The following is a 22141-nucleotide window of genomic DNA, read 5'->3' on the forward strand; positions in this document are numbered from 1 at the left end:
ATTTATCCAAAACTATCATTTCACATTTATGCAACTTAGCTTTAGAGACATTGTAGACATAGGCCCCAAGTGCTTTGAACGCTTTATTGATAGTAGTAATGCGCCTGAAATCAGCGACCTGGAGATTGAACTAGCAGGATGCTCTAACTTATCAGGTGATTATACGGTAGGTCGCGTTTCGCCTCCTAATCACACCTTGTTTTACAGCATTCATGGACAAGGAAAATTTCGTGTCCCGTCAGGCGAGATGCAATTGGATGAAGGACAGCTAATTATTTTACCCGCTGGGCAAAGTTTTGAAGTCACAATAGTCAGTGAGCAATGGGATATAATTTGGGTAAACTTGGCAGACTCCGAACGCTGGACACCATTTAATAAGCTAGGTGCTGTAATAGTGGATAATGCCATGCTGGAAGGACTGCATCATGCAATGGAGCTTTTGTATTTAGAGCGTGACGTCGAGAATCGAAATTCGGCGATGCAAGTTGTGTCTCGCTACCTGTACCGTATTATTGATGCGCCTTTGAGTGACGTACATACTCACGATGAGAAAGAACGACGCCAAGTAAGCAGACTACACAGCCTCTTTTCTGCGGTTGAAAAACAGCTTCAGTTTGATTGGGATATGGAAAGCTTAAGTGAGAAAGCGCATTATTCTGCCCCTCACCTTCATAGGCTGTGCTTACAAGTGTTTGGACGCAGTCCCAAACAGCACGTTATCCATTTGCGTATGACACGAGCCAAAAGCTTATTACTAAGCACGCAGTGGCCCGTATCTTATATCGCCAGTTATGTAGGCTACGCAAATGTATTTACGTTCTCGAAACGCTTTAAGAAGTCCACCGGGCTGTCTCCTTCAGCGTTTCGAGAAAGCGTAAACTAGCTGCCTGCTATCTTCATTTGGTCAATAAGCACCGAACCGGTCTGTACACTACCTCGCACATCTTTTTCAGCGCCAATTGCCACAATGCCTTTAAACATATCTTTCAGATTGCCAGCAATAGTTACCTCGTGAACTGGGTATTGGATGATGCCATTTTCAACCCAGTATCCCGCTGCGCCGCGCGAGTAATCGCCCGTCACACCGTTAACGCCCTGCCCCATCAGTTCGGTTACGAACAAACCTGTGCCCATTTCTTTAAGCAGGTCGGCGTCGCTGTGACCCGTATCACCTACTAGCAAGTTATGAATACCACCGGCGTGGCCATTCGAGCGGGTGTTTAGCTTACGCGACGAGTAGGTAGTATAAAGGTATGTAGCTAATTTACCCGCATCGACAATGGTCATGTCAGAACATGCCACACCTTCGTTATCGAAGCTTGAGCTTGCCAGACCGCCTTTAATAAACGGACGCTCTTCAATATTAAGCCATTCTGGGAAAACTTGTTTACCCAAGCTATCTAGCAAGAAGCTAGAGCGACGGTAAAGGCTGCCGCCGCTGATAGCTCCTACGTAATGACCAAACAAACTAGATGCAATGTCACGGTGTAAAAGCACAGGCACGTTTGCCGTGTTGATTTTACGAGCCCCCAAACGGTCTACAGTAGCTTTAGCGGCATCAATACCCACTGCACTTGCTGATTGCAGCAAAGACGCTTTACGACTTACTGTGTAAGCGTAATCGCGCTGCATATCGTTATCTTGTGCGCCAATAACCATACAGCTTAGTGAATAACGGCTGCTAGGATAACCTGCATTGATACCGTGCGTGTTGCCGTAAACGCGCATACCTAGATTTGCGTTATACGACGCGCCATCTGAATTTGTAATGCGCGAGTCGTAATTCATTGCCGCCGTTTCGGCTTCAATAGCAGTTTTAATGGCCTTTTCAGTATCTAATTCTTCAGGGTGATACAGGTCTAAATCAGGGAACTCGGTAGCAATAAGGTCGGCATCGGCCAAACCTGTACAAGGATCTTCACTGGTATAGCGAGCAATATCGACGGCTTTTTCCACCGCGAGTGTTAGCGCCGCTTTGCTCAGATCTGCGGTAGACGCACTCCCCTTTCGCTTGCCTACGTATACGCTTATACCTAAGCCGCCGTCGTTGGTAAATTCAACGTTTTCAACTTCTTGCATACGTGAAGAAACGGCGATGCCCTGCACTTTAGACATGCTGGCTTCGGCTTGTGTTGCGCCTTTAGAAAGGGCTAATTTCAGTACATCATCTACGACATTTTGAATGTCGGCTAACTGCTGCTCAATTTGCATAGTAAGTTTCGCTGTCTTAATTCGACTGTGATAGTTACAATTTAGCTAAAGTGTAACACTAATGAGTTTGAAATGAGTGATCAGAAATACAATTCTCCTGAAGATCCTTACTTCGAAGATGCGCAAGCAGATGAGTTCGAAGAGGAAGAATTAATCAGTAAAACTGAGCTGAAGCGTCAAGCTAAAGAACTTCACAAGCTAGGTGAAACCTTGGTTAACCTAACCGATGCTCACATAGCGACGATCCCTATGGATGAAGAGCTTGCTGACGCCGTAGCTATTGCCCGCAAAGTGAATAAGAAAAAAGACGGTTACCGCCGTCAACTTCAGTTTATCGGCAAAGCTTTACGTCATAGAGATACCGCCCCTATTGAAGAGGCGTTGGCTAAAATTACACATCAGCATCAGGCGAGCAATGCTGCTTTTCATGCACTAGAAAAAGCCCGTGAAGCCGTGATTGAACAGGGCGACCCCGCTATTCAAAAGCTGATTGAAGCGCATCCTGAACTGGACCGCCAAAAGCTGCGCCAATTTCATCGCCAAATTAAAAAAGAGCGTGAAAAAAATGCGCCGCCTAAAGCATTCAGAGAGCTGTTTCAGTATTTGAAAGACGTTATTCATGAGGATTAACAGTCTGCAATTAAAGTAATCTCAACATCACAGTTTCGTTCACCAGCCAAAGGGGGATAGTGTGAAAATATTTTCCAACCCTAACGCAACACTGAAAAGCAAGTACGGTCAGTATCAAATTGCTGTGCTTGGTAGCATTGTTGGCGTGTCGGCTGAAGGTATTGCCGATGGTTCAGCCATTGAACGCTATGCGCGAGATATGATGGATGTGATTAACAGTTTTGGTGGGAATCACTGGGCATTTTTAGGTTTTTTGCATGGTTCTGCCCTTCTCACTAAAGCAGGTGAGACAGAACTGCAGCGTTCAATAGAGTGGCGTGCGAAGCACGGAATGGCGCTTGGCGCGCTAGTTATCGGCGATACCACGGTGCCGCCCATTGTAAGAGCGCAATTTCAGAGAATTTACGACAATGCAGGCCTTGAGCTAGGTATTTTTACCAACGAGGAAGATGCTATCGAGTGGTTGAATGAAAAAGGATTTGAAAGTTAGCCACGACTTATCCCAGTTCGCACACAAAAAAGGTTGGTGCCTAGGCCCAACCTTTTTTTAATTTTCCAGTATACAGGTTTGAGCTGAATTAAGCCGTACCACCCACCGTCAACTCGTCAATTTTAAGCGTAGGCTGACCTACACCCACCGGTACGCTTTGACCGTCTTTACCACATACACCAACGCCTTTATCTAGGGCAGTGTCATTTCCAATCATTGAGATTTTTTGCATAACCTCTGGACCGTTACCAATTAAGGTAGCCCCTTTTACTGGCGCAGTAATTTTACCGTTTTCAATTAAGTAAGCTTCCGCGCTAGAAAATACAAATTTTCCTGACGTAATGTCTACTTGTCCGCCAGCAAAGTTCGGCGCGTAAATACCTTTGTCGATAGACGCGATAATTTCCTGCGGATCGTGTTGGCCTTCCAACATATAAGTATTCGTCATGCGGGGCATAGGCAAGTGTGCATAGGATTCACGACGACCGTTACCGGTAGGCGCAACGCCCATAAGCTTGGCGTTATGTTTATCCTGCATATAACCTTTCAAGATACCATCTTCAATAAGCACGTTGTGCGCTGTTGGTGTGCCTTCATCGTCTACCGACAACGAGCCACGACGGTCGTATAATGTGCCATCGTCAACAACCGTCACGCCTTTGGCAGCAACGCGCTGACCAATACGGCCACTAAATGTTGATGCACCCTTACGGTTAAAGTCGCCTTCAAGACCGTGCCCAACCGCTTCGTGAAGTAATACACCAGGCCAACCGTTACCTAATACTACAGGCATAGCGCCTGCCGGTGACGCCACTGCCTGCATGTTTACGCGTGCCATGTGAAGGGCATCTTCTGCCAAGGTTTCGTAATACGGTTTTCCGTTTTCGTCTTGCTTAAAGAACGAGTAGGCATAGCGACCACCAGCCCCCGCTGAACCACGTTCACGTCTATCGCCTTGTTCTAGCAATACCGAGCAGTTCAAGCGCACCAGCGGGCGAATATCAGTAGCTAAAGTACCGTCACTGCCAGCAACTAAAATTTCTTCATACACACCGCTTAAGCTCACCACTACCTGATTGGCAGACGGCTCTTGTTTGCGGATATAGGCATCTACTGCTTTTAAAAGCGAAATTTTCTCAGCGTCTTGCATCGCAAGAATAGGGTTATTTTCGCTGTATCGCGCTTGCACTGGCTTTTGTCCAAGCGAAGCTATTTGTTGTGAACCGCCGCTTGGCGCAATGCCGCGAGCCGCTTTACACGCTTTGGTCAACGCTTCTTCGCTTATTTCATCTGAATAAGCGAACCCTGTTTTCTCGCCGCTAATTGCACGCACGCCTACGCCGCGCTCTATGTTATAGCTGCCTTCTTTAATAATGCCGTCTTCCAACACCCAGCTTTCGTGCTGGCTTGACTGAAAATATAAATCGGCATAGTCGGTATCGTGACGATGAATAGTCGCTAAAGCACGCTCTAGCTTGGTGATATCTAGCCCTGAGTCAGATAATAAATGACGCTCAACAGATTTAGACAAAGTGACTCCTGAATCGGTTATGTTCGGCAACCGGCATATTCTGTTTGATGGTTTCTCTTTCTGCAATATCTACTTTTGCCGAAACTAACCCTACGTCGGTTTTGCGTTCGGCAAGGGTCTCCCCCCAAGGCGACAGTACAAGACTGTGACCGTATGTTTCACGGCCATTTGCATGCACACCACTTTGATTCGCAGCTACCACAAAGCACTGCTTTTCAATGGCTCTGGCTTGCAACAACGCATGCCAATGCGCTTCTCCGGTGCGTTGGGTAAAGGCCGCTGGCAACACCAAAATATCGATATCGCCCATTGCAGTAAACAACCCTGGAAAGCGTACATCATAGCACACCGCAAGACCAATGTTGCCTATTGGCGTTTCAACAGTAACCACCTTGCTGCCCGCTTCGGTTGTCGCCGATTCACGATAACTGCCCGTGTTGTCGTTAACTGATACATCGAACATGTGAATTTTGCGGTAGTCTGCTAACACATCGCCATTGGGCCCAAACAGCATGCAGGCTGCGGAAAACTTCTCTGGGCTATTGGTTTTCACTGGAAACGTACCCGAAACCAGATAGCACTGGTATTGTGCAGCAAGCGCTGACAAACGTCGCTGAATCTCACCTTCGCCCTTTGTTTCTGCCACAGCAAGTTGGCCTTTGTCTTTACCGCCGAAATAAGCAAAACACTCTGGAAGCACAACTAAACTGTTTTTCTCAATCTTTGCCGATGCCATTTCGTTTGCAATGGTGTCGAGATTTTCTTCCACGCTTGGCGCAGATGTCATTTGTAATGCAACTAAATTAACCATCGATCACCTCCATTTTAAGCCTGCGTACGTCATCTTCCGTTAATGGCCTGTCTTGCGGGTTGGCCGGTACAGGCGCATTTTGCGCAGGTAAGCTGATGTCTTTGCTGTTGCGCTCAACTTCGTCGAACTTAGGATCTTTTATGGTACCTGTAACGCGATAGTTCACATTTGAAATGACTTTCGCAGAGGTTAGCACCTGATCTATGGCAAGAGCAGCGAGTGCAGTAGGCGGCGTAGCCAAGAAATACACTAAAAACGGTAAGTTCCCAGTTACGTTCGGTGCGAACGATACGTTGTAATTTAATCCACCGGTATTGAGGTCTGTGAAGCCCGTGATCTCTATTTCACCAGCGCCGCCGTCAATTTCAGTATCGTCGGTATACGCTTTGCCATCAACAATACTTAACGTGCCGCCCATATCGTCGTAGAAAAACCCCTTAGCAAAAACGTCTCGAAAATCGAGGCTGAGCTTCCGCACTAACGAGTTCAAACTAAACAGGGTAAAGATACGTGACCCCTTATCACTCAACTCAGTTAGATACCCATCTGACAGCGACCACTGAACATCACCGTTTAGCTGTTCAAACCCGAAATCCATCGGCGCATTTGGCCAGTTGACATCAAACGCGACGTTTGCGCTAGAATCTTTTATACCTGATTCAACACCGTACTCCTTTAGCATCTGCCCAACGTCGGGAGACGTTAATGTTCCGTTTAACGCGCTTTGAATCTCGCCTCCCATGTGCTTCCAATAACCCGTTGCGGTAACGTTAGTTTCATCAGATTTCACTAGAAGCTGGCGAATGGCTAAACCATTCTCTTCCTTCGCGATGTCTAAGGTAATTTCACCTAAATCGATGCCGTGCACGCCACAGGACTGACAATAAAAATAGATGGGCGGTAGCGTATTAGGGTCAATATTGTAGGGCGACTCGCCTTCCTCACTTGGCATAGCACTATTCGTAGCTAACTCAACGCCGCTCTCTGAACCGGTTTTTGTCGCCCCCCCGGCTTGAGCAGGCTTCTCTAGTGATAAATAGTCGGCATTTATCTCAATGCCCTGCTCGTCTAAATCACTATTAATACGAATAGTGGCTCTTGCCTGAGGCGACGCTAAGTCTAGGATCCAATCTTTATTGCGTTCTGTTGCACTAAGCTGCGCATCTTTAATACTGTGGCCAGCAAAATTTAGCTTGTCGGCTTTGGCGAATATCCGCGAGGGAGTACCAAACAAATTCGCTTTTTTGCTTTCGTTTGATTGGATACTCGATTGAGCATTTGTTTTTGCAACGGCGGTGCTGGTGTCTTTCCCTTTACCGGAAAGTAACATATTTATAGTGGTAAACCATTCTTGCACATCAGCTTGAGCTAGATTCGCACTGATACTAAAACCTGTACCAATGTTGGCTATATCGCTTTCGCCAAGTGCCAAGTGCGCACGTGAAAACTGCATTTCTTTGTGCGGTAGTACACCATCAAAACGAATGTTATCACCAAGTGACGCCTCCACATTTGATGCTTTGCTATCGCCTTTACTGGTAATAAGCAGCGGTAAACTGCTGCCCGCTGGCGTATCGAAGGGAGCAGGCAATACACTTTGTGTCGCCGTTAAATCTGCAGTTAAATTGGCAGTATAGTTAAACCCACTGTTTGAAAGCGACAGTTGAACTGTAGTGTTCCAATCACTTTCGCCGTCGATGTATTCGGTGAGATCCGTGTTCACATAGTTAGCGAGCGGATGTACATGCCATCGTCCACCTAACTCTACATTTAGGTCGTACGTGTCGCCCTGCCTACCGGATAGCGACAAGTTCACCGGCTGTTTAAGAAACTGCGCCTGAAGCCCACTTGCGTCTATATCGCCATTAACAAATGACACCTCTCCCGATGCCTTATCAAATAGCATATTTGTGGTCGCAACAAAAACGGGGTTATTCGACAAGTGCGCCGTTCCCGATGCCACCACATCTTTGCCTTTAAACGGGATATCAAGCTTTATATCGGCAGATAGAGGCCCGCCAATTTGCACGTCTTCGTTAAGTACTTTGCCTAAAGATTTTTTGAGGGACGAATCCATCATTAACGCGGTTAGCGCATTACCAGTGCCAGTACCATTGGCATAAATAATCAGGCGAGCATCTGGACTGAAGCTTGGAATGGCAGCCGACATATCACTGATTTTCATACCAGCAAGCGTCGCACTAGGACTCTCCATCACTAATGCATTATTCACAAAATACAAAGATAGGTCTAAGTTGTTAAGTGCCGGCCAGTCTGGAGCAAAAAGAAAATCTCCCTGCTCAATATCGACATACGCCTGAAAAATGCCCGTGTTGTCGTCAAACGGGAAGTCACTCGTGCGACCGTGCCACAGCACGCGCGCATTTGCGATTTCACCTTCTCCTGTAAACGCACGAGTAAGGTATTTATCGGTATTAGCCCCCATTAAAGAAGGGGGAAATAAACTGCTCACCTCATTTAGCGCCAATGGGCTTACATCCACATAAAGTGACATAAACCCTGTCGACGTATTCAGTTTAAACTGCGGGTGAAGAGTAACGGCATCACTATCGAACAGCATATCGCTGCCTTTTACTACCCACTGCTTGTCTTCGCTATCTATCTGCTCTGGGTAAATATAAAACTGAGATTTAAACAGGTTTATATTGACGTCTTTCTTAATTACGCCGTTGGCACTTAGTAAGCTATCCGCACTCTCTAAGTAGATAGCGCCATTATTTTTATACCAGAAAAAGTCTGCATCTAGCGACGAAAGACCTGGTACCTTATCTGTTTTGTCCCACTGCAAATCTAGCACTTTAGCAGCTAAAGAAGGCTGACCGTTGTGCCATTGAATCTGCAACGTGGCCAACTCGCCTTTTGGATTAAGCCCGCGTATTTCTTCTTCACTGGTATCGTCCATGAAGAGCGGTAACAGCAGCAGAAAGGGGTTAATTTGCACCGGCTTTACGGTGTTTATCAGTGCATCACCATTTGCACTTATACTGCCAATTAGGTCTGTTGTAAGGGTCTCGTTGCTCGAATTAAGCACCAATTGATCCACTCGGACATTCCAGCCTCCCTGTCTGTTCTCATCGTTAGGCAACGCCTGAAGACTACCTCCGCTGATACCTGTTACCGTTTTCGCGCGGCCACTGCCCCACTCTAAAAGGCTTTCACTAAGCTCAGCTTGTACGCTAGTGACTTCACTTTGAGAAAAGTTAGTCCATACTTCAAAGTTTGCGCGGCTTTGCGCTAGTGGACGCTTGGTTTTGATGAGATCGCTAACCCACGGAGAAATATCGAGCTCTTCTGCTTTGGCGTAAAACACGCCGTCAAAGTCTTCCCGCGTGCCCGTGATATCAATGATAAACGACGCCGAGTTAGCCGCTAAATCTGCAACCTTGAGCTGACCTAAACCTTGGTGTCGCTCTTCATGGTTGTTCCACGATAAACTTTCAATATCAAATGAATTGGTTTCATTAAGATGAGTGACAGATACCACCCCGTCTTCTAACGAGAAGCTTTGAAGCTGCTCTAAAAACAGACGCTCTAGTGCATTTACTACAGGGAAGTTATTCTTATCGCCTCCAGAAAGGCGATCGGCGTCAATATCAAGCTTAAGACCACGCAGCTCGAAACGGGTAGATGAGATAAGTTGGTGGCGTAGCGATTCCCAAAAATCTAGCTCGACGTAGATTTGCCTGATATCCAATGCAACAGGGGAAGCATCGTTTTTAGCCAACGACACCGAATTGAGCACAATACTTGGACCATTGCGCTGCCAAACAGCATGCACACTTTGGATGGATAGGTTTACGCCATACTGCTCATTAATATAATTTTCCAACAGGTGTTTGTTGTGCTCAATATGCGGCAGAGCATAGCGTGCAGCGCTTAAAACAAGCGCGAAAAGTACAAGCAATACGGCGAGTAGCAGCCAAAACTTCTTAAGTAGATAAGCGGCTACCGACGAAAAATTTGTCACATTTTGCCTTTGTATACGTTAATGCATTACATCATGACGACGTCGTACTTATCCTGATTGTACAATGTTTCTGTTTGAACCTTGATTTGTTTAGACACAAATACTTCCAGTTCTGCCAGCATATGAGACTCTTCACCCATTAAGGCTTCCGCCACTTTTGGTGAAGCGTAAACCACAAACTTGTCTGCGTCGTAGGCGCGATTCACCCGTACAATTTCACGCATAATTTCAAAGCAAATGGTTTCAATGGTTTTTACCGTGCCTCGCCCTTTACACACCGGGCATTCTCCGCACAATATATGCTCAATGCTTTCACGGGTGCGTTTACGGGTCATTTCAATTAGCCCTAGCGCAGTAAAACCGTGAATATTTATCTTGGCTCTGTCCTTGTTCGTCGCCACCTCTAGTGAGTGTAAGACACGTCGTTTGTGGTCTGGTTCAATCATATCGATGAAGTCGATAAGGATCATCCCACCCAAGTTGCGCAATCTTAACTGACGGGCAATTGCCTGCGTCGCCTCAATATTGGTGTTAAAAATCGTTTCTTCTAAGTTCCGATGGCCAACAAAAGCGCCCGTATTAATATCGATTGTGGTCATCGCTTCGGTCTGATCAATGATCAAGTAGCCGCCAGATTTTAAATCGACACGGCGTTCCAAGGCTCGCTGCGCCTCATTTTCCACATCGTATAAATCAAAAATAGGTCTATCACCCGGGTAGTATTCGAGCTTGCCGTTCATTTCAGGCACATACTCTTTGGTGAACTGGTGAAGTTCATTGAATGATAGTTTCGAATCGATACGAATTCTGTCGAGCTCTGTACCAACAAAGTCGCGTAGCACTCGTCGTGCTAGCGGTAAGTCTTCGTAAAGCACGTTCGACTTACGCTTTTTCATACGCGACTGAATTTTATCCCACAGCCTTCGCAAAAATGCTGCATCGGACTGCAGTTCGTTTTTGCCCACACCTTCAGCCGCAGTACGCAGAATGAAGCCACCGTTTTCATCACAAAACTCTTGCACCAGCGACTTTAAGCGCTCTCTTTCTGCTTCTTCTTCAATGCGTTGAGATACGCCTACGTGAGTTACCGAAGGCATAAATACAAGATAACGGCTGGGGATAGTAATGTCTGTGGTAAGGCGTGCGCCTTTGGTACCGATAGGATCTTTCACCACCTGAACCACAATATCTTGACCGTCTCGCACCAACTCGCGAATGTCTTGCTTTTGAATATGGCTTGCCGAGACTTCTTCAGCAATTTCATTGTGAATGACAATGTCAGATGCATGTAAGAAGGCGGCCTTTTCTAAACCGATATCAACAAATGCTGCCTGCATTCCCGGTAATACACGGCTAACTTTACCGCGATAGATATTGCCAACCAAACCGCGTTTGGTATGACGCTCTACGTGAATTTCTTGCAGTATTCCGTTTTCAATAAGCGCCACCCGTGACTCTGACGGGGTAACGTTAATAAGCAGTTCAGCACTCACGACACAACTCCAAATGCATTAAGTAATTGGCGGGTTTCGTACAGTGGTAGGCCTATTACGGCACTTGCACTGCCGTTAATGGAAACTACAAACTCACCACCAATACCTTGAATAGCGTAACTCCCTGCTTTGTCGGCAGGTTCTCCTGTTTCCCAGTATGCGTCAATTTGCTCATCCGTCAATGCTGCAAAAGTCACAGATGTGGTAATTACTTGAGTCTGCTGCTGAGCGTTATCAAGCACACAAATAGCGGTAAGGACGTCATGAGTTTTACCAGAAAGCATAGTGAGGATGCGCCTAGAATCTGCTTTATCTTCTGGCTTGCCAACACTTTGTCCGTTAAACGATATTAGCGTGTCGCTGGCCAGAATAACCTTGTCGTCGGTCATTGCCTGCTGATCCTCAAGGTATGCTTTCACCGCTTGGGCTTTTTCACTGGCTAGCCTTGCGACAAGCTCCATCGGTGGCTCGTTGTCACGGGGCGACTCGTCAATATCGGCAGGCTGTATTGTATGGGCTATGTTCATTTGCTTGAGCAAAGCGGTGCGTCGTGGAGAGGCTGACGCTAACACTACCGATTTTGTCATTGGCTTACCTTTGGTTTAATCGAGAACGTGTTCGGGTTACGAAATTGAAAACTGTCTGCGCGTGCGTCGAAGCAGCCAAAATACCCACGGCCACAACACCATTGACGTTATCACTGGCCACAGGTAATCGACTTGGAAATAAATATCAGTCAGTAGATGCTGCACCCAAAATGTAAGTAAGTGATATAGCGCCGATAGTAGGCCAATAATAATGGCTTGCTGCCATACAGAATAATTACGCAACCGTTGGTAGTTAGCCGCTAATACGTATACGCAAATACTCAACCCAAGGCTATGAATACCTAAGGTCGTGCCTACCAATACATCCATGGCTACGCCCGTTAAGAAGGCTACACCCACATTTACTCTGTGGGGCAACGCCATGCTCCAATATGCTAATACAACCAGCACCCAGTCAGGGCGGTACACATCTACTTGAGTGGGCAGTGGAACAATTTGCAGTACCAGAGCAACTAACAGACTAATCCATATAACGAGGTTACGTTTACGCATCTGAAGATTCTTCCTCGTTTACAGCTGGCTTATCAGTGTCGTCAGTTGAGTTAGCATCAGACTCATTTTCTGACTCAGGCGTGTGCCATAACAGCAATAGGTGTCGAAGCCTGTCTAGGTTTGCTAAAGGTGTGACAATAACACGAGCAAAAGGTCGGCTTTCATCTCGGACGACTTGTGACACTCTTGCCACAGGGTAACCTTCTGGAAAGACCTTTCCTAAGCCAGACGAAATTAATGTGTCACCTTCTTGAATATCGACACTATGAGGAACATGCTCTAGATACAGCTCGTTTAGTGCGCCGCTTCCGGTTGCGATAAAGCGAATATCATTTCGAAGAGATCGCACAGGAATAGCGTGGGTAACGTCGGCAATCAGCAATACACGGCTGTTTGTAGACCCAACTTCCATTACCTGACCCACTACGCCCTTATCATCAATAACTGGCTGAGACAGATATACGCCATCTATCGCCCCCTTGTTGATAACCACCTGCTGGCTGTACGGGTTTTTATCCACCGCCATTAACTCAGCAACCATTTTTCGAGAAGAAACCCGAATAGGTGCCTGCAGTAACTCTCGTAATTGTGCATTTTCTTTTGCAATCACATCGAACTGCTGGAGCTTTTCGCTCATTAGCAACAGCTGATTATTAAGTTTCTGGTTTTCGGCCAGCAATTGCTCTTGAGAGGTAAGACGCTGGGCACTTTCATTTAGCATTAAACCGGGAAGGTTTGCTAAATACTGAAGTGGGCTCATTAATGAGTTGAGATAAACCCGCGTTGATTTGAAACCGTCTAGCTTATGGTCGACAAATATCAGAATCACCGACAGCACAAGCGCCAGTGTAAGCCTGTTATTTAACGAAGGGCCGCGGGTAAAAATAGTATCCATGATACAAATAAGGCAACCTTACGGTTGCCTTTCCTGTTTATTCGTAGCTAAACAGGTCGCCACCGTGAAGGTCAATCATATCGAATGCCTTACCACCGCCGCGTGCTACACAAGTAAGCGGATCATCAGCAATAACAACTGGAATGCCCGTTTCTTCCATTAGCAATCTATCTAAGTCTTTAAGTAACGCGCCACCACCGGTAAGTACCATACCGCGCTCAGAAATGTCTGAAGCAAGCTCTGGCGGAGACTGTTCTAGCGCCACCATAACGGCTGAAACAATGCCGGTTAGTGGCTCTTGAAGCGCTTCAAGAATTTCGTTTGAGTTTAGCGTGAACCCGCGAGGTACGCCTTCTGCTAGGTTGCGACCGCGCACTTCAATTTCGCGCACTTCTTCACCTGGGTAGGCAGCACCTATTTCATGCTTGATGCGTTCAGCGGTTGCTTCACCAATTAGTGAACCGAAGTTACGACGAATGTAGTTGATAATAGCTTCATCAAACTTGTCACCACCAATGCGAACAGATGATGAATAAACTACGCCGTTAAGTGAGATAATGGCAACTTCTGTTGTACCACCACCAATATCGACCACCATTGAACCTGTAGCTTCTGATACAGGTAAACCCGCACCTATAGCAGCCGCCATTGGCTCGTCGATAAGATAAACTTCGCGGGCACCTGCACCCAATGCAGATTCTTTAATTGCGCGGCGCTCTACTTGTGTTGAACCACAAGGAACACACACTAATACACGAGGACTTGGGCGCAAGAAATTATTGTCATGCACTTGTTTAATAAAGTGCTGAAGCATTTTTTCAGTGACGTAAAAGTCGGCAATAACACCGTCTTTCATCGGACGAATTGCACGTATATTACCCGGCGTACGACCAAGCATTCGCTTAGCTTCTGCACCTACTGCTGCAACACTTTTTGGTCCTGCTGCGCGCTCTTGACGAATAGCTACTACTGAAGGCTCGTTCAGAACAATACCTTGGTCTTTTACATAAATCAGCGTATTAGCTGTTCCGAGGTCGATGGACAGATCGTTAGAGAACATGCCTCGAAGCTTTTTAAACATGAAGAGTGTATTCCTGTTTCTGTGTTAACGCGTATTTGCAAAGGTGAGATGGCGACGCTTTAACGTGAAGTCGATATTTATTCGCACACTTTAACAATGGGGGCTATTTTGGGCAAGTAATGCTGTAATTAAGTGACGAAATAACTGCATTTTTGCTTAGTAGTTTTAGCGCTTTACCCATGAAGGGATACCACACACGCATTTCCAAATAATTTTAAAATTAGACCCACATAGTGACCCTGTGAAAATTAGAAGGTTCAAAAACAATTTGCTAATAATTTACATCTCTTTATGTTGACGCCACTACAGTGTGCTACGCAACCAGCATTACGACCAAGCGGGATAACCTTCTTTGCTAATTATTAATTTGCTCGCGCTTGTAAATGATATTGTCGTTTCCTCGATACACACCATACGTGAGCGTTGCGTTTGGGGGATTATCAGCTTCGCCATCTCCATCCCAATCCCAAAATAGCCAAGCATCAGGCGTATAACTTACAGGATAATTGCCAGCACCGTTTGGTGATGACAGGCGAATTCCGTCACTATTTCTATAGGCTCCTTCACTTAACGACTCTTCCCCCGAAGAAACCAATTCACCAGATTCGTCATTCACGTTATCGTGGTCATAAGCCGTACAACTGTCATACTTATTAATTCGCCAATTATTTCCGTCCCAATATTGGGTGCGAAGCGGTAACAAAAGCGCTTCGTCGGCTGCACCGTAGTTATTTATCAACGTTGCACGACCGTAGGCAAAGCTGATTGAATCACCAAAATCGTCAACGCACTGACCGGAACAAGAAAGTCCATTGAAGTTTGCGCCCTCAGTTTGTGCTTGGTCTGCCACCAGCGCAATGTGTGCTTCGAGGTAAGGCCCATCTACGCTGTTATCAGCAAGGCGACTAAATACGATATCGTTGTCAGAAAATGAAATAAGACCAGCACTGGTATTTTGCGGCCAACTTATTGAATTAATGTTTTCAAGCCTATTTAGCAAGCTTGTGCCGTGCTCGACTTGTAAGCTGATATTGACCAGTTTATCAAAACCATCGTAGTAGTTTGTGGTGCGGCTGCCATTTTGGTTAAGTGCGGTTAGCGAGAAGCTTACTTCGCTAATGGGTTGATCAAAGTAATTAAATGCGCCATTGACGTTACACGCCGCTTCAACATTTCCGCTCAAGGCAAAATTAGAAGGTGCGAAACGCCCAACGTTTTGCACCAGCCCTTGCACGGTGGTATCTGACAAATAAGTACTCTGTGCCGCAATGGAAATTGTACCTACCTCATCGTAATTAATACCAACGTTAACTTTACCTTCATCGCTAAATAAAACACTGGGCACGCTCAATGTACCCGTTGCGCCGCCACTAGGAAGTATATTTAAGGGTGTTAACAACGCGCTACCTGAAAAATGCTCCGCGGTATTATTATTTTCCAGTGCTGCAAAGTTATCTGGTATTCCATCGTCGTTACTGTCTTCACCATCGACCCACTGTACTGTTCGCAAGCCTAAGACAAAGTCTTCCCCTGTCAGTTTGAGCAGCGAACCATTCGCACTATTCGCGTAACCGTTAAGATTGGAGCTCGTGCCGCTATCATTTAAGATATTCATAGCAAAGCCGAACGGACGCACTTTAAAAGTATTAGAAGAACCTGCAATACCGCTTCGATTTGTTATGTCTGCTGACAACGACAACTCTCCCGCATCTGGGTATTGAATTGTAAAGGCAGCTCGCGAGTCAGCATCAAATTGAATAGGAAAGGTGCGTGGGGTTAGCCCCAGTTGATGTTCATTACCGTTATTGATAAGCAGTAGGGTGTTAGAACAATTACTCGAACTAGAACAGTTATAATTTAATTCAACATCGACAATTTGATTTTTTAGCGTGTCAGAATTCCCACATGCTTCGATAGCATAGGTCTTGCTGTTAAAGCCAGTGTCTGAAGGCTTACCAGAAAGCTGAGTAACGATGGTTTCTGAATCATCAGTGATATTCTTAAACACCAGCCCGTCGGATTCATACTTTATTTTACAGCTACCTAAATTCACTTCTTTACCACCGATAAAGCAACGCAATTGAGAAGATGGATTTTCTCCCGAAGTAGCAAGTTCAGGATCTGCGCCTCTAAGGCTATCGAGTGTTAGCGAGGTCTGCCCGATAAACGTTACGCTGTCGTCAGGCGACCATCGATAGTTACCGCTATTAACGGGCACTAAGTTGACTGTAGATGGCTGAGAGTAGAGTAAATCACAGTTGACGTCTGCACAGGCTTTTAGGGTAACTTCTTTCGCGGCGCAGCTACTACCCTTGTTATCAGCTAGTTCAAAACGATAGTGATTCAGTACTTCAATGACTTCCCGACCGCAGATGCCAGGAATATTGTTTGGCACTTCATTAGCCGTCACCCTCAGAGTAGCAGGTGAGCCGACGCCACCTCCTGCGGTAAAGCGGCCTCTCAATGTGCCTTCAGACACATTGGCAAAGGTTATTTCACCTTTTGCTAAAACCAATGCGTTGGGGTTTGAGCCATCGATGACTACATCTCCATCGACATAAATAGCGAGATAAGCCCCTTCAGCGACAGTGATATTTGCGTTCACCATGGTGAACTTTGTAGCCACGCCACCTATATTGTCCCCCGGGTCAGAAACATAAATTCGCGTGGGTGCAATTACGTTGTAGTTACCCGCCGCCATGGTTACCAGTTGACGGTTAAAATAATAATCCCCCGCTAAATCCCCTTCTGCTATCTCTGGGCCGCTATCGTCAATGGTAATTGTTGGTATCGCTCTCGCTTGTGAGTCGGTAAGCGCATCTGTGTTGTTCACGGTACAGTCGACAGGGTTCTGTCCGCATTTTGGGTAGTCTGCAGATCCACTTGTAGCGTCGGTGATAAACTGCTGTGCTGACAACACACCTGCATTTTCATCAATCATTCGGCTACCAGCTGCGAGTGAAATTGCGGAACCACTAAAAGCGGCAACCGCGCCAGGAAAGGCGTCATCACAACTAGGAACTTCACCACTAAACACAAACTCTGAAGTCATAGCCAGAATGCTAGCGTCTTCTTCAGTGTGGTTGCGCTCAGAGTCTAAGCTTCTATCCTCATCTACACGCAGTCCAAGCCTATTTTTGTTTACGCCGCAGCTGCGAAGCCAACCGCCGTCGCCGCCGTTTCTACTTATTTTACTGGCTGCAACCAAAGGAGTTTGCGCATAGTTATTTTTAAAGTCATTTCGAAAGCAACCATCGTCCCACCCCTGTATGCGTACGTCGGCAAAATCGGCTTCCCAAACCACTTCAATACCATTGTCATCGAAAAATCTACGATTGAACCCCTCTGTTGTCGCCATGTAAGCTACCGTTTCATTGCGTGTAACTGGCGCATAATCTGTTTCAGACGCTTCCAACGCCATAAAATAAGACGGTGCTTCATACTTTGCTGCAATAGTTAGAAACGGCAACAAATGTTCGTTGGGTGGCTTCTTTCCATTAACGTCAACTTGGTTATTTAACGTTTGAATAGAGTGAAAGAAAACAGGCTGTTCACCAAAATCAGTTTCAAGTGAAACGCGAGCATATCTCGCATTTTCTTCGCCCACCTTCAAGGGTCCGTTAGGTTCATACCAAGGAGAGCTTGTCGATGCCTGAATAGTCCCCCCTCCGAGCTCCATCTTACCGACTTCAACAATATCACCGTCAGGAAATTCATGAACGCCATACGCAATCGCTAAGTAATGTGCTCCCATCGTGATATGCGGACCATCTTCTCCAGAAGGCTCAAGGGGCAAAGCTTCAAAACCTGTGCGGGTAACGTTGCGAATTTTGACAATGGCAGGGTTGCTACCTTGATTAGTAGACAGCATAAACACCGCTGGCGGCTCGTCGTATACCTGTGAAAAGCTAATGGTTGTCCACTCTGCTTTATTGTAGGTGTTTTGAAGCTCGATGAACCTGCCTTCGATTTGAGGAACGGCTTGCACAGCTAACGCTTGTATAAACAAGGCACAAATCAAAAAGAGTCGAGCAACAGAATTACAGTATGTCATTATTCTTCCTGCCTTACTTCAACAAGAACGCGTTTTGAGGTTTCGAGCTGGCCGGTACTGCACTGCGCTTCGGCCCCTAACGCATAAACCCTTATTTCACCAGCGGCAACTTCAGGCTCTTCGACTTCAGTTTCTACCTCACAAGATAGCGTAATCGTACAATTCTGCATGTTGGCCACACTAATAACTACCGGCTGCGTTATGACTGTGCACGCCGGATTATCGCCGTTAATTAGCCTAGAAATAGCGACTTCCATCCCACTTTGCGCCGCTAAGTAAGCACGAGCGCCATAATATTCAATGGATTGCTGGCGAATATTCGATGAGATTTGATTAGACAGCGCAATACCAAGACCTAAAAGTATAATACTAATGATAATTGCTACTATGGTGGTTGAGCCTTGTTGGCGCGCAGGAGAACCAGACAACCCAACAGGACGTTGGCCTATACGATACTTTTTTTGTTGGCGTGTTTTACTATGGCACATTAGGGAAATGCACCTCGTGTACAACCGATATCTGTTCATCGTCACTGCTTTGTAATGTCATTTGCAGTTCGATTAAGCCATTTTGCCGTAACCCTGCAGTGACCACATTCGCACTCCACGAAACCACATTAGTACCAAGGACGCCCGATGTAGCACCTTGCGTCCTAATTAAGCGTTCACCTTGAACGGTAGATGTTCTACAAACGGTTACTTGCGCTTCAGGAATGAAGAAGCGTTTTCCCGGTGAAGATTGTGTATTGGGGGCACTCAGTGTGAGGTCATATTGATTATCGCTAGTGGGATCGGAAGCGGCGTCGGCAATAACATCTATTATTCGCCCGTTATCATTCACGCTCTGCGGGTTTGTTGGGTATATGACAAGAGTATCGTCCTCACTCAACTGACTATTGAACACGACTACGTGCATAGGGTTATTAAACGCGTCGCCCACATAGGTGCCACTTTCCTTAATAGGGTAGTAAGAAAGACACCCTAAACTCGAATCGAATGACACAGAATTTGGCACCACATTACGCAGTTCTTTTTCGAGCCGCAAAATAATAAAGCGCGCATCTGAAACAAGGCGGGTACGCTCTGCGCCGGTTATATAGATTTGTGCACTTAAGGAAATCACTTGAGCTACAGATACGCTAATCACACCTAAAATAGTGATCACTAAAATAAGTTCTATTAATGTAAAACCGTGTTGTCGCTGTGCTTGTCGTGGAGACATTAATAGCTCCCTCGATAAGCGCTAAAATTGTAAACTTGGCCGTCTGGTGCCGTAACTGCGATATCGATACGCTTAAACGTTAGTCCGTCTGTTGGCGTACTGTCGTTTAGGTCACTGTCGTAATCTACCGTTACGGTAAAACCGAAACTGCTATAGTTTCCGCCCACGTCGTTAACTGTGTACCCGTTGTAATCGTCCACGTCGTCGTAGTCGTCTTCGCTCGCTTCTTCTGGGCCAAGTGTTGTTGAGCAATTTCCTTTGGCATTACAGGTTTCAAATGGCGGGCTTCTGTCACTATTTTCATCATAAGAGCGACTAAGTATGTCATTCATTAAAGACTGCCCTAATTTCGCCGCTTTCACCTGACGAAATGGCTCTGCGGTTTGTTCAGCTTGCGGGACAATAAGCGACAGTACTACGGTTAGGCTAATCGTAAATACAACAATGCCAATCACCAGCTCTAACAGGGTAAAGCCGTTCACGCATTTTTTATGTACAGGCAACACAACCCTAGCACGCATAAACTGCCCCTTCGCTTTGTAAACACATGGCAAAGGTACTTATTTGAATTCTACAATTCGTTGAACACGCGATATTCCGCGGTCTGCCAAACCCATCAAACTGAATTTGAGAAAAGCTATCGCCATTTTCATCGGCCGTTTGAAAAGTAAAGTCGGTGCTTGATGCATCGACTACCTGATCGGCATCAAAAGCGGTAGAAAGAGCGTTTGTACAATCGTGGCCAGCGGGAGGGGCAATGATTGTGGCGGTTATTTTTACACAGCTAGTGTCTTGCACATTTTGCATAGCACGAAACTGCATGTTACGAACAACTTGAAGTGTGCGATCGCGAAGGGCGATAGCTTCTTCCGTATCGTTACCAAGAAAGCGAGGTGCGGCGGTTACCGCCAGCACCCCAATAACCAATATGGTTATGATAAGTTCTACTAATGTAAAACCGGCTTTCTTCACATTACTGAACGCAAGTGTTGACTACTATTGAAGGTCGAACCCCTTCACCTGTGGAGTTAAAGTACTCAACTGAACAAGGAGCAGTGGTAGTAGTAGGAGCTGTCGTAGAGTAGGTGCTAAACCCTTTTGCATATACGAGAACCGAGTTTGATGCTGTTATTTCAGCAGTACCAAAATCTGCAGACTCAATATCAAGCAGTGCAGCCATATTAGCATTAGTCGCTTCTGGATATCCGTTTACAATAGTCACGTTATCAGATCCAACATCTAACGTTACTGGTGTGTCCGTGGTACCCAAAACGTCGTTGATCAAAGCTTTACCATTAACAACCGACGCCGAGGTTTGAAGAGAGGCTTTAATTCCTTCAAGCGTTGCGTCACGCGCATCATCTTGAAGGTTCAAAAACTTAGGTGCTGCGGTTACCGCTAGAATACCCAGCAGTACAATAACAATGATTAACTCGATTAGGGTAAAACCCTGTTGTGTTGATACTTTTTGCATAATTAAACTTCCTAGGTATTAATTAAAAAACAGTAACCTGGCCAGTGGCTGGGTTGTAAGTGAAACCATCGTACGTTGTACCGTCTGGCGTTCCGTCTGCCGGTGCTGAGCTATTAGGTAAACCCATAGATTCAACTAAGTAGTAAACACAAAGTGTATTTGCACCTGAGTCGTCCTCACGAACGGCATATCTGAAATCAGCAACAACGGTGTCGTTCGTCGACGTTGTGTTTGTTGGTGCTGACTGAAGAATTAGGTCAAATACGTTTTTGCATTCAGTGTCGTTAACGGTAGAAATAAGTGTGTTGCCTGTAGAGCTTCCCGTTGGGTAACCAATGGTGCCGTCTACCCCTACTTGCGTTTGATCGTAAGTGATTACAGTGCCGTTCCCATTTCCATTGTTTCCGCTCGGACGGCCTTCAACTTCCCACTGCGCTCTTACAAGACCTACCGCTGCGGCAAAACCGCCAGCAACGCCTTCAACACTTGCTTCACGAGCTTCATCAGTAACATCAATAAAGCGTGGTAATGCTGTGGCCGCAAGCAACCCTAGAATGATTACAACAATTATCAGCTCGATTAGCGTAAAGCCTTGTTGCTTGGTGTTCATAACATCTCCTTGATGACGATAAGGCGAATCGTGCCGCCGTTTAATCAACTGTTTCTTTGCCTGACAACGCCGCTACCAGCGTTATATTCAAACCAAATCTCTTTTTCCCAAAAGAATGCACATTGTAAGTAACCGTTTGCATACTGGTCGCTTACAGTCACTGTTGACAGCGCTTCACCTTCTCTTAAGGTTGCAAGTGTCAGCATGTATTCGCACGCATTCCCCTGTTCTTTTTCAAGTCCTTCGGGCCAGCCTTTTTCATTAATGTATAGCTCTGCCGCCACATCTTTGTGCTGTTTAACTTTGCCACCAGCGTCAAACTCAGTTTCGTAAATAAGCACAGTATCTTGCTTAGTCTTTATCCATTGTGCCCTGGCTAACATCACCACTCGCTGAAACTGTGCAACCGCGTTCTCTTTGTTAACCTTTTCCGCTTCATCAATAATTGGTGTCGCGTAAAACACGTATGTTGTTCCAATAACAGCAAGCAATACGCCTATAACAACAAAATTAAGTAACCCCGTTTTGGTGCTTGCCACGCTTTTCCCCAGT

Annotated in this window: 20 protein-coding genes; 3 read left to right on the top strand and 17 right to left on the bottom strand. The window is 46.0% G+C overall.

Features of this window, described 5'->3' with window-relative positions:
• Positions 1-28 precede the first annotated feature (28 nt).
• The gene (locus BZA03_RS12860; RefSeq protein WP_061439100.1) at positions 29-883 is read left to right on the top strand and encodes an AraC family transcriptional regulator; all 855 of its coding nucleotides are present in this window, start codon (positions 29-31) and stop codon (positions 881-883) included.
• On the opposite strand, the gene pmbA is transcribed toward BZA03_RS12860, so the two are convergent.
• On the bottom strand, positions 880-2211 hold the full coding sequence (pmbA, locus tag BZA03_RS12865) for a metalloprotease PmbA (protein WP_110288994.1): 1332 nt from the start codon (positions 2209-2211) through the stop codon (positions 880-882). The genes BZA03_RS12860 and pmbA overlap by 4 nt on opposite strands.
• Before the next feature lie 72 nt (positions 2212-2283).
• Between pmbA and yjgA the strand changes: the two genes are divergently transcribed.
• Together yjgA and BZA03_RS12875 are read left to right on the top strand one after the other, a co-directional pair.
• On the top strand, positions 2284-2841 hold the full coding sequence (gene yjgA, locus BZA03_RS12870; RefSeq protein ID WP_039236930.1) for a ribosome biogenesis factor YjgA: 558 nt from the start codon (positions 2284-2286) through the stop codon (positions 2839-2841).
• A gap of 61 nt (positions 2842-2902) precedes the next feature.
• Positions 2903-3331: a hypothetical protein gene (locus tag BZA03_RS12875; protein ID WP_110288995.1), complete on the top strand. Its 429-nt coding sequence runs from the start codon at positions 2903-2905 to the stop codon at positions 3329-3331.
• 88 nt (positions 3332-3419) lie between these two features.
• On the opposite strand, the gene tldD is transcribed toward BZA03_RS12875, so the two are convergent.
• The 16 genes from tldD to BZA03_RS12955 form a co-directional block, all read right to left on the bottom strand.
• Complete coding sequence (gene tldD, locus BZA03_RS12880; protein ID WP_110288996.1) at positions 3420-4862, bottom strand: metalloprotease TldD; 1443 nt, start codon at positions 4860-4862, stop codon at positions 3420-3422.
• Positions 4855-5673 carry a carbon-nitrogen hydrolase family protein gene (locus tag BZA03_RS12885; RefSeq protein WP_110288997.1) on the bottom strand — a complete coding sequence of 273 codons (819 nt, stop codon included), beginning with the start codon at positions 5671-5673 and terminating at the stop codon, positions 4855-4857. Before BZA03_RS12885 ends, tldD begins: the two co-directional genes overlap by 8 nt.
• Positions 5666-9661 carry a YhdP family protein gene (locus tag BZA03_RS12890; protein WP_110288998.1) on the bottom strand — a complete coding sequence of 1332 codons (3996 nt, stop codon included), beginning with the start codon at positions 9659-9661 and terminating at the stop codon, positions 5666-5668. Before BZA03_RS12890 ends, BZA03_RS12885 begins: the two co-directional genes overlap by 8 nt.
• Positions 9662-9687: 26 nt before the next feature.
• A complete protein-coding gene (rng, locus tag BZA03_RS12895) occupies positions 9688-11154 on the bottom strand; it encodes a ribonuclease G (RefSeq protein WP_014947913.1) in 1467 nt (488 codons plus the stop codon).
• Complete coding sequence (locus BZA03_RS12900; RefSeq protein WP_061439084.1) at positions 11151-11741, bottom strand: nucleoside triphosphate pyrophosphatase; 591 nt, start codon at positions 11739-11741, stop codon at positions 11151-11153. Before BZA03_RS12900 ends, rng begins: the two co-directional genes overlap by 4 nt.
• A 36-nt stretch (positions 11742-11777) precedes the next feature.
• On the bottom strand, positions 11778-12254 hold the full coding sequence (gene mreD, locus BZA03_RS12905; RefSeq protein ID WP_014978011.1) for a rod shape-determining protein MreD: 477 nt from the start codon (positions 12252-12254) through the stop codon (positions 11778-11780).
• Positions 12247-13149, bottom strand: coding sequence for a rod shape-determining protein MreC (gene mreC, locus BZA03_RS12910; RefSeq protein ID WP_110288999.1), 903 nt, complete (start codon positions 13147-13149; stop codon positions 12247-12249). Before mreC ends, mreD begins: the two co-directional genes overlap by 8 nt.
• Positions 13150-13186: 37 nt before the next feature.
• Positions 13187-14230, bottom strand: coding sequence for a rod shape-determining protein (locus tag BZA03_RS12915; protein WP_014947909.1), 1044 nt, complete (start codon positions 14228-14230; stop codon positions 13187-13189).
• Between the two features lie 355 nt (positions 14231-14585).
• Positions 14586-18284 (bottom strand): H-type lectin domain-containing protein, encoded by a 3699-nt coding sequence (locus BZA03_RS12920; RefSeq protein ID WP_110289000.1) that lies wholly within the window; start codon positions 18282-18284, stop codon positions 14586-14588.
• A complete protein-coding gene (locus tag BZA03_RS12925) occupies positions 18284-18772 on the bottom strand; it encodes an agglutinin biogenesis protein MshP (RefSeq protein WP_110289001.1) in 489 nt (162 codons plus the stop codon). The genes BZA03_RS12920 and BZA03_RS12925 overlap by 1 nt, the downstream gene beginning before the upstream one ends.
• Positions 18762-19505, bottom strand: a complete 744-nt coding sequence (locus BZA03_RS12930; protein ID WP_110289002.1) for a type II secretion system protein J — start codon at positions 19503-19505, stop codon at positions 18762-18764. Before BZA03_RS12930 ends, BZA03_RS12925 begins: the two co-directional genes overlap by 11 nt.
• Positions 19505-20026 (bottom strand): prepilin-type N-terminal cleavage/methylation domain-containing protein, encoded by a 522-nt coding sequence (locus tag BZA03_RS12935; RefSeq protein ID WP_110289003.1) that lies wholly within the window; start codon positions 20024-20026, stop codon positions 19505-19507. Before BZA03_RS12935 ends, BZA03_RS12930 begins: the two co-directional genes overlap by 1 nt.
• Positions 20016-20477: a type II secretion system protein gene (locus tag BZA03_RS12940; RefSeq protein ID WP_110289004.1), complete on the bottom strand. Its 462-nt coding sequence runs from the start codon at positions 20475-20477 to the stop codon at positions 20016-20018. Before BZA03_RS12940 ends, BZA03_RS12935 begins: the two co-directional genes overlap by 11 nt.
• A gap of 1 nt (position 20478) precedes the next feature.
• Positions 20479-20979, bottom strand: a complete 501-nt coding sequence (locus BZA03_RS12945; protein ID WP_039236896.1) for a type II secretion system protein — start codon at positions 20977-20979, stop codon at positions 20479-20481.
• A gap of 22 nt (positions 20980-21001) precedes the next feature.
• On the bottom strand, positions 21002-21589 hold the full coding sequence (locus tag BZA03_RS12950; RefSeq protein WP_014978004.1) for a prepilin-type N-terminal cleavage/methylation domain-containing protein: 588 nt from the start codon (positions 21587-21589) through the stop codon (positions 21002-21004).
• Positions 21590-21633: 44 nt separating this feature from the next.
• Positions 21634-22128 (bottom strand): hypothetical protein, encoded by a 495-nt coding sequence (locus BZA03_RS12955; RefSeq protein ID WP_039225871.1) that lies wholly within the window; start codon positions 22126-22128, stop codon positions 21634-21636.
• Between the last annotated feature and the right edge of the window lie 13 nt (positions 22129-22141).

Origin of the sequence: Alteromonas sp. I10 (assembly GCF_003201515.1) — a bacterium.
Lineage (GTDB): Bacteria > Pseudomonadota > Gammaproteobacteria > Enterobacterales > Alteromonadaceae > Alteromonas > Alteromonas macleodii.

What these genes read in the sequence shown, in the direction of transcription:
- BZA03_RS12860 (WP_061439100.1), top strand. Translation starts at nt 29, where the DNA reads ATGCAACTTAGCTTTAGAGACATTGTAGACATAGGCCCCAAGTGCTTT.
- pmbA (WP_110288994.1), bottom strand. Translation starts at nt 2,211, where the DNA reads ATGCAAATTGAGCAGCAGTTAGCCGACATTCAAAATGTCGTAGATGAT.
- yjgA (WP_039236930.1), top strand. Translation starts at nt 2,284, where the DNA reads ATGAGTGATCAGAAATACAATTCTCCTGAAGATCCTTACTTCGAAGAT.
- BZA03_RS12885 (WP_110288997.1), bottom strand. Translation starts at nt 5,673, where the DNA reads ATGGTTAATTTAGTTGCATTACAAATGACATCTGCGCCAAGCGTGGAA.
- BZA03_RS12900 (WP_061439084.1), bottom strand. Translation starts at nt 11,741, where the DNA reads ATGACAAAATCGGTAGTGTTAGCGTCAGCCTCTCCACGACGCACCGCT.
- mreD (WP_014978011.1), bottom strand. Translation starts at nt 12,254, where the DNA reads ATGCGTAAACGTAACCTCGTTATATGGATTAGTCTGTTAGTTGCTCTG.
- mreC (WP_110288999.1), bottom strand. Translation starts at nt 13,149, where the DNA reads ATGGATACTATTTTTACCCGCGGCCCTTCGTTAAATAACAGGCTTACA.
- BZA03_RS12915 (WP_014947909.1), bottom strand. Translation starts at nt 14,230, where the DNA reads ATGTTTAAAAAGCTTCGAGGCATGTTCTCTAACGATCTGTCCATCGAC.
- BZA03_RS12920 (WP_110289000.1), bottom strand. Translation starts at nt 18,284, where the DNA reads ATGACATACTGTAATTCTGTTGCTCGACTCTTTTTGATTTGTGCCTTG.
- BZA03_RS12925 (WP_110289001.1), bottom strand. Translation starts at nt 18,772, where the DNA reads ATGTGCCATAGTAAAACACGCCAACAAAAAAAGTATCGTATAGGCCAA.
- BZA03_RS12930 (WP_110289002.1), bottom strand. Translation starts at nt 19,505, where the DNA reads ATGTCTCCACGACAAGCACAGCGACAACACGGTTTTACATTAATAGAA.
- BZA03_RS12935 (WP_110289003.1), bottom strand. Translation starts at nt 20,026, where the DNA reads ATGCGTGCTAGGGTTGTGTTGCCTGTACATAAAAAATGCGTGAACGGC.
- BZA03_RS12945 (WP_039236896.1), bottom strand. Translation starts at nt 20,979, where the DNA reads ATGCAAAAAGTATCAACACAACAGGGTTTTACCCTAATCGAGTTAATC.
- BZA03_RS12950 (WP_014978004.1), bottom strand. Translation starts at nt 21,589, where the DNA reads ATGAACACCAAGCAACAAGGCTTTACGCTAATCGAGCTGATAATTGTT.